The sequence below is a fragment of the Flammeovirga yaeyamensis genome (assembly GCF_018736045.1).
Classification (GTDB): Bacteria; Bacteroidota; Bacteroidia; order Cytophagales; family Flammeovirgaceae; genus Flammeovirga; species Flammeovirga yaeyamensis.
The window spans coordinates 3,552,443-3,565,328 of the sequence record NZ_CP076132.1 but is presented as its reverse complement, the minus strand read 5'-3'; the positions used below and the strand labels follow the sequence as shown (position 1 = coordinate 3,565,328).

At 36.2% G+C, this 12,886-nt stretch carries 10 protein-coding genes; 3 read left to right on the top strand and 7 right to left on the bottom strand.

Annotated elements, in window-relative coordinates; translation table 11 throughout:
• Positions 1–190 precede the first annotated feature (190 nt).
• Positions 191–2,416: an FUSC family membrane protein gene (locus KMW28_RS13940; protein WP_169665093.1), complete on the bottom strand. Its 2,226-nt coding sequence runs from the start codon at positions 2,414–2,416 to the stop codon at positions 191–193.
• Positions 2,417–2,659: 243 nt separating this feature from the next.
• On the opposite strand from KMW28_RS13940, the gene KMW28_RS13935 reads away from it, so the two are divergent.
• A complete protein-coding gene (locus KMW28_RS13935) occupies positions 2,660–3,247 on the top strand; it encodes a DUF4625 domain-containing protein (protein WP_169665092.1) in 588 nt (195 codons plus the stop codon).
• 141 nt (positions 3,248–3,388) lie between these two features.
• Here the strand turns inward: KMW28_RS13935 and KMW28_RS13930 are convergent, their stop codons facing one another.
• The 6 genes from KMW28_RS13930 to KMW28_RS13905 form a co-directional block, all read right to left on the bottom strand.
• Positions 3,389–4,399 carry a cytochrome-c peroxidase gene (locus KMW28_RS13930; protein ID WP_169665091.1) on the bottom strand — a complete coding sequence of 337 codons (1,011 nt, stop codon included), beginning with the start codon at positions 4,397–4,399 and terminating at the stop codon, positions 3,389–3,391.
• Positions 4,375–5,181: an MbnP family protein gene (locus KMW28_RS13925; RefSeq protein WP_169665090.1), complete on the bottom strand. Its 807-nt coding sequence runs from the start codon at positions 5,179–5,181 to the stop codon at positions 4,375–4,377. The genes KMW28_RS13930 and KMW28_RS13925 overlap by 25 nt, the downstream gene beginning before the upstream one ends.
• A 2-nt stretch (positions 5,182–5,183) precedes the next feature.
• Positions 5,184–5,720 (bottom strand): dCTP deaminase, encoded by a 537-nt coding sequence (dcd, locus tag KMW28_RS13920; protein WP_169665089.1) that lies wholly within the window; start codon positions 5,718–5,720, stop codon positions 5,184–5,186.
• Between the two features lie 303 nt (positions 5,721–6,023).
• Positions 6,024–6,620 carry a hypothetical protein gene (locus KMW28_RS13915; RefSeq protein ID WP_169665088.1) on the bottom strand — a complete coding sequence of 199 codons (597 nt, stop codon included), beginning with the start codon at positions 6,618–6,620 and terminating at the stop codon, positions 6,024–6,026.
• A 385-nt stretch (positions 6,621–7,005) separates the two neighbouring features.
• The gene (locus KMW28_RS13910; RefSeq protein ID WP_169665087.1) at positions 7,006–8,187 is read right to left on the bottom strand and encodes a class I SAM-dependent rRNA methyltransferase; all 1,182 of its coding nucleotides are present in this window, start codon (positions 8,185–8,187) and stop codon (positions 7,006–7,008) included.
• Between the two features lie 419 nt (positions 8,188–8,606).
• A complete protein-coding gene (locus KMW28_RS13905; protein WP_169665086.1) occupies positions 8,607–9,401 on the bottom strand; it encodes a glycosyltransferase family 2 protein in 795 nt (264 codons plus the stop codon).
• A gap of 157 nt (positions 9,402–9,558) precedes the next feature.
• On the opposite strand from KMW28_RS13905, the gene KMW28_RS13900 reads away from it, so the two are divergent.
• Both KMW28_RS13900 and yciA read left to right on the top strand, forming a co-directional pair.
• Positions 9,559–11,475, top strand: coding sequence for an arginine--tRNA ligase (locus tag KMW28_RS13900; protein ID WP_169665085.1), 1,917 nt, complete (start codon positions 9,559–9,561; stop codon positions 11,473–11,475).
• A gap of 819 nt (positions 11,476–12,294) precedes the next feature.
• A complete protein-coding gene (gene yciA / locus KMW28_RS13895) occupies positions 12,295–12,693 on the top strand; it encodes an acyl-CoA thioester hydrolase YciA (protein WP_169665084.1) in 399 nt (132 codons plus the stop codon).
• Positions 12,694–12,886: the final 193 nt, after the last annotated feature.

Sequence of the window (12,886 nt, the reverse complement as noted above, 5' to 3'; positions counted from 1 at the left end):
AAATTCGATAATAATAAATTTTAGTAGTTGTACGGGTAAGAAGAGGTCTAGGCAGAAATCTGTTTGGCATAATTTTACGACCTCTTACTAGATATACAAGTTACAACAATATTTTTGTATGTTGAATTTTTTGCACTAATAATTGAACGAAATCACGAATTAGTTATGTTTTGACCTTTTGAAATTGTACTTATGATAGTTTAGTGTTATTAATGTAAATGAGTTGATTCGCATAGTTGCCCATAAATTTCACATTCTTAGAAACCCTCAATAACTGATTCGTAATTAAAACATAATCAGATAATTCTTTGATAAGAGGAGAGTCTTTGATGCCTTTTTTAAGTTCTTTTTCTCTAAGGCAACTCAATTCGTCTGTTTTATGAATGAAGAATTGAAGTTGATCAGATAGATTATCAATTTCAATAATGGCCTCTTCTTCTTTAATTCCTTTTGCAATGTTATTCAGTTGCTTTTTGATGCTATCTTCGAATATTCTTAACTCCGTAAAATTATATTTCTGAGATAGTCGTTCTGCATTAGCAGAAAGGGTGGCAATGTGTGCAAACAACATTCGACTTGCAGCAATAAATGAATACAAATTACTACCATCTAATTGATTACTTTTCGGATCACCTAACATGTTTTGGAAACTGACAGCTAGGTTGGCATTGGCCAATTGTGCTTTCTTTCTTGATAATCTGTAGGTGTTTTTATCAAGTGATCTTTGGTTGGTGTAACTCTGTAATACTTCTGTGAAATATTCGCAATCTGCTTCAATCGCTTCTAATAGTTTTGATTTGATTTTTCTGATTTCAAATTCAGGAAAAACAAAACTGCTCACCAAAAAGGCTATTAACCCTCCGATACAAGTATCTACTACTCTAGAAATAGCTATTTGATGTGTAACCGGCATGGATAAGGAGATCATCAAAAGGATAAAAGGAGTAAGTAAGGTGATACCCGTTCTATAATCTTTAAATAAGGTAGCAAATGTTCCGATCCCAAAAGGAATAAGGAATAGGATAAAGGCTAGTTGAGAATTAAATAGATTTAATATACCTAATGCGATGATGATGCCTAGGATAGTTCCGATAATTCGAGCTAACATTCGTTGTTTTGTAATCGCAAAAGACGGTTTGAGAATGACAGATATACAAAGCCAAACCCAATATCCTCGGTCTAAATCAAAAAACTTGGCGACAATCATTCCTGCTACCATAGCAATACTGATACGGATAGCGTGTCTAAAATGTATGGATTTTATGGTGAGGTGATCGGAAAATGTCCCCTTTTCTAAAGTAGTTTTAAATAGGGGAAGATTCAATCCGTCTGTAAAACCTATATTTTGACTGTTTTTAGGATCGGTATAAGTAGAAGCTTCAGAAATTGTACGATCTATTCGATTAAAGTTCCTCATGATATTCTTCACTTCTGCTAAAATATCAATCGGTATGTTTCTTTCCTGATGATCACGAATAGTTTCAAACTTCTTCTGTAGTGCCTCCAGTTCTTCAAAATGACGTTTCATTTCTGCCACTTTTTTTCTACTCATAATGGCACGACCTAGGGTATTTAGTTGGAGTCCCATTTTAGAAAATGTCTTTTGAAGATCCTCCAAAAGATCAGTTTGATGTAAATGTTGATGTAATTCTGAGTAGGAGATATGAGTAGCAGAGGCTTTCTCGAAAATATCAATTGACGCCCTCAACATTAAAATAAGTGATCTACCCAAAGGAGTCGCACCCTGCAATGCCGAACGTTGGCCAAGTAATAAAGTACGTACTTCTTCTTGTTGATGATCGATCTTAGTTTGAATTGTGAATAGTTTATTTTGTAATGAATTGTTGTTGGGTTGAGTGAACAATTGGGCTTTTGTTTCGAAGTATTGGGACATTAATATGTACGATTCTCCCAATATTTTCTCTATGCTTGCATAAGGTCGAATTTGCCATAACAAAAGAGAGTTTAATGTGTACCATAGCCCCCCTATAAAAAGGAAAACTCCCATCACACCTATATTACTTAAAGGCAAACCAAAACCAACACCTAAACTAACGGCTACAAGAATACTATTCCCAATCATGGTTGCACGGTTGCCAAAAATACTCATAATGGCAGATGCAAACACAGCAAAGAATAGGTAGATCTCAGCGAAAACAGTGTAGGGCATGATGATCGCCATACAGACTGCGGCAATAGGATTGATGAATGTACCACCTAAAAGACCCTTGGCTTTTTCTTGCCAAGTACCCGGTGAATCGGATAAGCCTACACATAATGCACCTATGGCTAAATTAATAGCTTCAGCAATATGATCGGTGTAAACACCTATAATTAATGGAAAAACAATACACCAGGTCATTCTTAGACCATTGGAAAAATAAATACTCGAAATGTATTGCCTGAACTTAGCCATTTAATTTTCTGAGATGATTGATAATACAATTAGGGTGATGTGATCAAAATTAATAGAAGGAAGGATCAAACCCAATAATTTAGTTTTACTTTTTAATTTATTAAATTTGTAAGCACACAAAAGAGTAAAATTATTTCCCTTAAAAATTCAAAAATGTCAAAAAATTAATGCGAATAAGTTGCAAAAATAGTCAACCCTTGCCAACTTGCGACTGTATTGCAAAATCTTAATTTATTTATATATATGAAAATCAAATACACTATCCTAGCGTTAGCGTTTTTAGGTCTTGTCGCTTGTAACAATGATGACTCATCGAATAACCCTGCTCCAACAATTGAAAACTATGTAGTTGAAAACGGTCATGATCACGGAGATCACGCACGTTTATCAGAAGAGGATCATGCTCACATCGTACCTGGTGAAGAAGCAGTTGTTGAAGCTGATTTGAAAGGAACTTCATTAAGCTATGCTCAAGTAGACGTACACTGGGGTGCAGGTCACGAACATTCTGCAAGAGTAGCAAATACAGATGATCATGTTCAGTGGACACAAAAATATACTTACTGGTTCGGAATTAGCCAAGAAGAAGCGGAAGCAAAAGGTGCTTATAACTATGCTTTAACAGCGGCAGGTGATTTCCCTAACGAGCATCATTTACACGTACACATGGATGTTCCTACAACATGGACAAAAGATGGTGTTACAGGTCCAGTTGAAGAAGGTGATTACCACTTTGTTCTATTCTTAGTAGATCAAGAAGGTCAAAGAACTGAAAAAGCTTTAACTGTTGAGGTTGCTGCTGAGGATCACGAACCACACGCATCTCTATAATTTAGAGTTCAATAAAAAATATAAAAGGTTTATCTCAATATAATTGGGATAAACCTTTTTTCATTTCTTGTTCCTAGAACGTTCTAATAACACCTGAAAACTATTTTAAAAACAGTAGTTTAAGACTTTATCAAATAGACTTTATTGTTTCAGACCTAAATAAGTAGAATCCATTAAAGTGGTTAAAAAGATCTTTACTTGTTCTCTTTCCTCTTCATTTAGATCTATGTCATTACGCATTTGAGGGGCAAGACTTTTATGAGGAAGTATACCTGATTCATAATGATCAAATACCTCATCAATCGTTTCGAATCTCCCATCGTGAGTATATGGAGCAGAAGCAAATATATTTCTGAGAGTAGGGGTTTTATATTTTCCCATATCTTCTTCTTTTAAGGTGATTCTAGCTCTCCCTTGAAAAAGGTTCTCTAAGGTATCAGAGAATACGCTATCTAAGCCAATATTATGATAGTTGAAATCGGTGAAAAATGGAGCAGGGTGACAACTGCCACATCTGGTTTCTACGATTTTCATCCCCTGCAATTCATCATAGCTAAAATCGATTTCTCCGTTTAAATATTGATCGTATTTACTTTGATTACTTATAAGTGAGCGACAATAAGCGGCTAGAGCTCTAGCAATATGAGCACTCTTAATGGTTTTAATTTGATAGGCTTTTTGAAAAAGAACAGGATACTCTGGATGATCATTTATATCTTTTACCACTTCTTTTAAGTTGGCTCCCATCTCATTCGGGTGAGTGAGTGGACCAAACATTAATGACTCAATGTTTTTTGCACCTCCTTCCCAAAACCAACCCTCAGCCCATGCAATGTTAATGAGTGGAGGGGTATTTCTATGGAGGGGTTCTTGGGTAATGCCGTTGGTACTTAAAGCCATGTTTTCTCCAAAGGCATAATGTTGTTCATGACAATCTACACAAGCTACTTTTCCATTTCCAGATAAGCTTTTATCGTGAAAAAGCATTTTGCCTAAAGCTACTCGCTCATCGGTCATTAAGTTTCTTTTCGGGGCAGGGATGTTTTCGTATGAAATGATAGAAGCTTGTGTATCCTCTTCTTGAGAGGACCCACAAGCTCCTAAAATAACTAGAAAACCTAAGGCGATTAATCTACAGTAATTTCTTTCCATTCGAACATTTGTTCATAGTTATCAGCTATTTTTTGAGTATTCGGACCAAACATGGTATCGTTTGTCGAATCATCATTTAAATCGATATAATGATTAACGGGTCCCACATCAGGATTAGGTTGTTCTGCTAGATTTTTATTGCCAAAGACATAATCTACATGAACATCAAATTCTATGGTTAAATTATTATTTTGATTTAAGTTGATATCTTTTTGAGTAAATCGAACGGTTCTGTAATTGGCATCACCACCGATGTGATATACCAATCCACGAGTGGAGGAATCAGGTAATATTCTCAATCCATTTAAATAAACAAACTTATATCCTGTGTTCCAATCCCAAGCCATTCCATTAGCAGGATCTAAATCGCCTACTTGGTCAGTACTATAATTGGCATCATTATCAACACCAACAGAGAAATTGATTTCGGTAAAATTGCTATTCGGTAGATCCTTAATGACTATAGAAGTATCCGCATTATCAATCATTTCGATTAAATGATAGCTATTGGGTACTTTATAGTAATGCGTGCCTGTTGTATCTCTTAATGTGACATTAGATATATACATTCTAAAATCATCGAAAAGATAGGTTTGATTTAAGGCGTTTTGATAAGGTGTATTGTAATTTAAAGGAATTTGATTCCCTAAGAGGTCGTGTAAAAGATTAAATTTAAGCGTAATCTGACCTGTTCCAGGAACATCAAAATTTTCTTTATGTTTATCACATGATGAAAAACCAAGTAATAAGAATAAGAGTAGGTAATAAGGTAGGTATTTCATTTTTAGAATTTATTTTTATGCATCATAGACTCCACAGGTTTCATACTTCTGTTGAGGTATTTTGCATCTTTCTTTATATGATAATAATTACGGATGTCGCCATCTACCTTAAAATAGAATAGCTGACCAATGGGCATATTTTTGTAAATCTTGACGGGTTGAGCAACACTGATTTCTAAGGTCCAAGTATTGCAAAAACCAACATCTCCAGCTCTTGAGTTCGCATTGATGCTAATGCCCAAACGTCCAACACTAGACAATCCCTCTAGAAAAGCGACATGCTCTAGAGTTTCTGTATATTCTTTGGTGACTCCCAAATATATTTTACCAGGATATAAAACAAATCCCTCATCTGGGATTTCAAAAGTTTCAATATCATTATGTGCTTTCGCATCCAAAACCTCATCTTTATATACAGCAAGGTGACGCCCTAAATGTACATCGTAGGAATTAGTTCCTAAGGCATCTGGATCAAAAGGTTCAATAAGAATATTGCCCTCCTCAATTTCTTTTAATATTTGTGTGTCTGAAAGTATCATTATCTAGCGTTGCCACGCAATACTAATGCTGATTATAGTAATAAAGATAGCAATAATTTGCCATCAAAAAATAAGTGGATAAAATTAAACATTAATCTTGTATGAATAAGAATTCACTGTAAAGAATTAAGAAAGATTTAAAAAGCGGTGCTTTTTAAAGTGAAGAGTGAATAGGGAAGAGTGAAGAGCGATGGGGGAATTGTGGAGATATTTATTTATAACCCATATTTTACAATTTAAATAATAAAATAAGGGTTATAAAAAACACTATGTGCAAAACCGCTCTTCACTCTTCCCTCATCACTATTCTCTAGAAAAACGCAGTTTTTCGTATGCTATAAATAGGTCCTTCATATGATTTGTCATTTTTATTATTTCTTTCTCATCGGTCAACCACTCATCAAAAGAAATAATCAAGTAATGTTTTACGGTATCAGGATCGATATAATCGTTGGTGATATTAATTTCAGCAGGATGATCTGCCACAAATTCCAAGAAAGGAATTAATGGTTTTACATACTTCTTTTTACCACTTAATTGATACTTCCTTCCTAATTGGAGGTTAGAAATATCAATATCTCTACCAATCAGTTTATTGATAAATTGGATAAAAGATAGTTTGGGTCTAAGGTTAAAAGTGAATAGGGGTTCTGGTGCTTCCATCCAGATTTCAAATACCTTCTCACTTATAGCTCCTTTATTGGAATTTCTGTGATGCTCTAAATCTTTAGCCACAAAAGTGCATCTTATTTTCTCAAAAATGATGGAAAACCAATAATCACAATCTATGCGAGAAACTCTATATTCTTTAAAGTTGTAATCACAACTTTCGTCTGCATATTGTTCATAAATGTTCCTCCAAGATTCGAAGGGGAAGTCGATATTAAATGTAGTTTGCATGGTTAAAAATCGAAGATTTTTAAAGTGAATAGTGAAAAGGGAAGAGTGAAGAGCGGTAGGGGAATTGTGGAGGTATTTATTTATAACCCATATTATATAATTTTAAATCATATAATATGGGTTATGGACAGGACTATGTGCAAAACCGCTTTTCAATAATAAATATCCCCAGGTTTGAAATCCTTGGCTTTTGATAGATTTCATCATCCATCAAGTAACTTTCCTTAGTTCCTTAGTTCCTTAGTTAAAAACCGAGGTCGGGAGACCTCTAAAGTTTATGGGCACAAATGTCGCTATCGCTTAACATCTGCGCCAGTTTTACTTCTTCCCTCTTACCTCTTACTTAAAAACGAGCGTTAACTTTGCACCTGCTACCTGCTATATCCTATTCTACATAAAGCACCAATCCTTTAAGATATTCATTCTCAGGATAGAATATGTTAATCGGGTGACAGTTAGGCTGTGATGTTTGATGAAGGATTCTCACATTTCTATGTGCTTCTGCAGCTGCTTGGAATACAATTTTTCTAAACAGTACTTTATCGACTACTTGTGAACATGAGAAAGTGAATAGAATTCCTCCTTTCTTGATTTTTCTGAAGGCTTTAAGGTTCAGTTGTTTGTAACCTCTTGCTGCCTTAGTTAATACTTTAGACGATTTGGCGAATGCTGGAGGGTCTAGAATTACTACATCGTAATCGTTACTTTCCATAGCATTCAGGTGATCGAATACATCGGCACAATATCCGGTATGTTCACCGTTATTGAAACCGTTTAGTTCTGCGTTTTCATCACATAAATCGATAGCCGACTGAGAGGCATCCACTGAGTGAACCAATGTAGCCCCCGCTTTTAAGGCATACATCGAAAAACCACCACTATAAGAGAAAGTATTCAATACTTTTTTGTCTTTAGAATACTGACCTACCAATGAACGTGCATCACGCTGATCCAAGAAGAATCCTGTTTTCTGACCAGTTTCAACATCCACCCAGAACTTCACACCATTTTCAAGAACTTCCACCTTAGGAGAACCTTGCTTTTCTGTTAGCCATCCTTTTGGTGTTTCAACATTCTCTAAACGTTTAGAAATTTCTTTCGATTTATTGTAGATACGTTCAAATCCTAAATTTTGAATTGCTTTCACAATCATAGGAGCAATTTTATCAACCCCTTTAATCAAAATCTGGATAGAGACTAAATCGTTATAAACATCAGCAATTAAGCCTGGGAAGAAATCACCCTCACCATGAATCAATCGGAAACAGTTCGTCTCCTCGGTGATCACATGCGACTTTCTTAAAGCATAAGCCGAAGCAATTTTTTCGTTCCAATATTCCTGAGTCAACACCTCCATTGTTCGTCTAGTATATTCAAATACACGACAAACAATCTGATTACCGGGAGCATAAAACCCATATCCTAATAATTTCTCTCCGACAGCGATCTCAACAATTTCGCCATCCTCCAAAGACTCCGGCATCTTCGCCACCGCCCCAGAATAAATCCAAGGGTGACGATTATCCAACGCCTTTAGTTTGTTTTTCTTTATATATATCTTCTGCATATCTCTATACTATGTAAATACTAATATGTCCCGTACTATATTGTAGTCTGATAGTCTTCGAGGGGCCAAGGCCACCTCGTTGGAGACGGGGATGTAGCTGACTGATTTATGAACCATTTCTCAACACTCTAGAAAGTGTATCACTCTGATGGTTCGTGAACAGGTCTGTGTATCCAATCTGAGAATCCGGTCCGTGTACCGAGGGGCCAAGGCCACCTCGTAGAAGACAAGGATGTCCCAAAGATCTATGGTAGCTTTAGAGACTTCACCTTCCCTCTTACCTTTTACTTCTTACCTTCAAAGCCTCCACAGGAATAAATTCCTGGGCTTTCGATACGGATTCATTATAAACGAAGTAGCTTTCCTTAGTTATTCCCTATTACTTCTTACTTAAAAACGAGCGTTAACTTTGCTACCTGCTACCTAACTTCCTTCCCCATCACTTTATTCTTCACCTTCATCATCACCTCAAACGCCTTCGGACCCAAAAGCTTCCTCGGAATATTCACTAGTTTTTCATAGCGAATTAGTTTGGAGTAGAATGCATCAACTTCCGGAGATGAATTATGTTCTTTAACGATGGCCCAAGTTTCCAATTTACTAGGGACTGAACTTGTTTCACTTAATCCACCAGAAGCATATTTGGCCACATTAATGGGGATATGTTGGAAAGAACACCCATCGATAAATCGATTGTAAATGAAATGGAAATCGGCAGAGATTTTCCAGTTGTTCCAATCGAAAGGATGGTCGAGTAGCAATTGTCTTTTTACGAATATTGCTTGGTGACTGCAAATCATGCCTTTCCAGAGGTCTTCTGGTTTTCCACCTTTTTTGATTTTCACAAAATGATCGTAGACCACTTCATGATCACCGTAGACTAAGTCGGGTTGATCGGTTACTTTTTCGAAGAAGTGGGATAATGTTTGAGGATCATAAAACTGATCACCTGCATTCATGAATATCACATACTCTCCCGAAGCCAATTGAGTACCCTTGTTCATGGCGTCGTATATTCCTTTATCAGGTTCTGATACCAAAATTACAATATCATTTTTATACTTATTGATGATAGAGAGGGTATTGTCTTTCGAATTTCCATCGACAACAACATACTCTTTATCCTCAAAATCTTGTGCTACCACGCTTTGTAATGTCTTTTCGATTTCGTCGGCACAATTCCAAGAAATGGTGATGATACTTACTTTTGTCATGCTGCAAAGATAGGAGAAAGATGTAAGTTGAAAGTAAAATTGATATATATTAAATAGGGAAATGTCGAAAATAGGCATCAGAAATTAAAAACTTCCCTCATTATTTTTATTTTTGCAGGTTGTCGATTGGACAAGAATATATTTATCAAAATTTAGAATGGAGCAACTTATCATAAATGGTATTGCAGAAGCGGTAAAATCACTTTACGGAGTAGAATTAGAAGCTTCACGCATTGCACTTCAACCTACAAAAAAAGAATTTGAAGGATCACTTACGTTTGTCACTTTTGGTTTGACAAAGCAGTTAGGTAAAAATCCTGTAGAAATTGGAGAGGCTATCGGTAATTATTTGAAAGAAAATGTAGATGCTGTAGCTGATTTCAATATCGTGAAAGGATTCTTGAACTTAGTTATTTCTGACTCAGTTTGGGTGTCTTCTTTGGCACAATTAGTAGCTGATGAAAATTATGGTAGGGTAGCTCGTAATGGTGAGAAAGTGATGGTGGAATATTCATCGCCAAACACCAACAAACCATTGCACTTGGGTCACTTGAGAAACAACTTCTTGGGTCACTCGGTATCTTTAATCTTAGATGCTGCCGGTTACGATGTTCAGAAAGTGAACTTAGTAAACGATAGAGGTATTCACATTTGTAAGTCGATGTTGGCTTATGTGAAATTCGGTAACGGAGAGGAGCCTTCTGCGACTTTGAAAGGTGATAAATTGGTAGGTAACTACTACGTTGCTTTCGATAAAGCCTACAAGCAAGAAATCGCTCAATTGATTTCAGAAAAACAAGCTGATTATGCTTCTTTGGCAGGTGTAGAAGATGTGAAAACATTGAAAAAGTCTATCGAAGCGAAGGGTGCCTCTAAAAAGAACAAAATTCCTTTAACTGATGAGGAGAAAGTTCAGATTAAAGACATCAAAGCATTATTAGAGTATGCTGAGAAAAATGCTCCTTTACTATTAGAAGCACAAGAAATGCTTCGTAAGTGGGAAGCAGGTGACGAAGAAACTGTTGCACTTTGGGAGAAGATGAACGGTTGGGTATACGATGGATTCGCTCAGTCTTACAAAATGATGGGAGTGGAGTTCGATAATGTATATTACGAGTCTCAAACTTACCTTTTAGGTAAAGATATCGTTCAAGAAGGTTTGGACAGTGGCGTATTCTTTAAGAAAGAAAACGATTCTGTTTGGATCGATTTGAAGAAAGAGAAATTAGACGAAAAATTGGTATTGAGAGGTGACGGTACTGCGGTGTATATGACACAAGATATGGGTACTGCCGACCTAAAATACAAAGATTTCGGAATGAATAAATCAGTATATGTAGTAGGAAACGAGCAAGATTACCACTTCAAAGTACTGAAAGCAATCATGAAGCATCTAGGTAGATCGTATGCTGATGGTATCTATCACTTGTCTTACGGTATGGTCGAATTGCCAGAAGGTAAGATGAAATCAAGAGAAGGTACTGTTGTAGATGCAGACGATTTGATCCAAGAAATGATTGATACTGCCGAAGAACGTACAAAAGAATCAGGTAAAATCGACGGATTCTCTGATGATGAAGCCAAAGTATTGTTCAAGCAATTGGCCTTAGGTGCATTGAAATACTACTTATTGAAAGTAGATCCTAAGAAAACAATGCTTTTCAATCCTCAAGAATCAATTGATTTCCAAGGAGACACAGGTGTATATATCCAATACAACCACGCGAAAATCCAAGCGTTATTACGTAGAGCAGATAAAGACGGTATCGATTACTCAACATCAGCTTTTGATGGTCTTTCTGAGTTATCAAACGCTGAATCAGATCTAGTAGCTCTTCTTGGTAAAATGAACGACAAGATCACCGAAGCAGCTGATGCCTACGCTCCATCAATTATTGCAAACTACGCATTTGATGTAGCAAAACAATACTCTAAAGTGTACTCAGAATCGCCAATCTTCAACGAAGAAGACAGTGCAAAGAAAGCCTTTAGAATTGCATTATCTGCACAATCGGCGAAAGCAATTAACAATGCATTGGCGTTGATTGGGGTGCAGTCACCGGAAAGAATGTAATTTAAGTTAGGAGGGAGGAGTTAGGAATTAGGAGTTTTCTGATTTTACGCTCGTTTTTTAACTAATAACTTATAAGGAATAACTAAGGGCTAATTCTTTTATTAAATTAGTTCTATATATAATGGCAATGTCAGCGATGATGTTGCCATTTTTTTGTGGCTATTCCAATGTATTATTTTGCCCCTCAACTCCTAATTCCTAGTTCCTAATTCCTATCTCCTCACCGATAGTCTGTGTATGTAGTCTATGTATCCGGTCTGTAGCAACGAGGGGCTAAGGCCACAATTTGTTGAAAGCGGAGATGTAGTAGGGTCTTCAATACTCAAACTCCTAACTTCTAATTCCTATCTCCTCACTAATAGTCTGTGTATCCGGTCCGTGTAACGAGGGGCCAAGGCCACCATCGTTGAAGACGGAGTAGCTAATTGGTTTATACATATTAGATATTATGATGTAGGTCGATAGTTTTGAGTATGCCCGTCTGTGGCTTTTGAGGCAATAGTGGTAAATATCAAAAATCTATAATCTTACATATAAGTAATAAATAACTCAGTCTCCAATGAGGTGGCCTTGGCCCCTCGTTTAAGTACTGGGAGCACAACGTATTGAGTGCCCAACTACTATAAGCACAACGAACTGCGTATTTGTCTTTAATTATTAATATTGAGTGGGTGCTCGAAGAATAAGATAAGAAAAGAGATATATCCCACTAACTACGTTTTTCATTTTTAACTTTTAATTTTTCATTTCAATTAACATTTATTAAAAATTCGTATATTTGTCAAACACACGTGCGATAAAAACTCACACTTTAATACTATGGAACAACAAACACCTAAAGGAGATTTGCTCCTAAGAACACTTGCTATGCCTGCAGACACCAATGCCAATGGAGATATTTTTGGTGGTTGGATCATGTCTCAGATGGATATTGCTGGAGGAATTCTAGCGAAGGAAACAGCTATGGGTAGAACTGTAACAGTGGCTGTGGATGGTATGACTTTCCATAAACCTGTGGCTGTAGGCGATGCTGTTTGTATTTATGGAGAAGTAGTGAAATTGGGGAAAACCTCGATGAAAATTCACTTAGAAGTATGGGCGAAACCTTTGTTGAAAGGACATAATGATCTATCCAATTATGTAGTAACAGAAGGTATGTTTGTTTATGTAAGTATAGACGATAATAAAAAACCAAAACCCATTGAGGTAAGAAATTAATTATTGGTTGTTATATCCTATAACCTATTTTTGATAACACTTTAGTTTTGTCAAAAACAACCTATCACCAGCCCACGATCTTCAGTCGCGGGCTTTTAGTTTATTCTGTCGTAGGTATTTTTGTTCAATCAGTTGTAGTTTTTCATTCATCGCTATTTTCATAATAATTATATCCTTTTTTACAGTTACAATA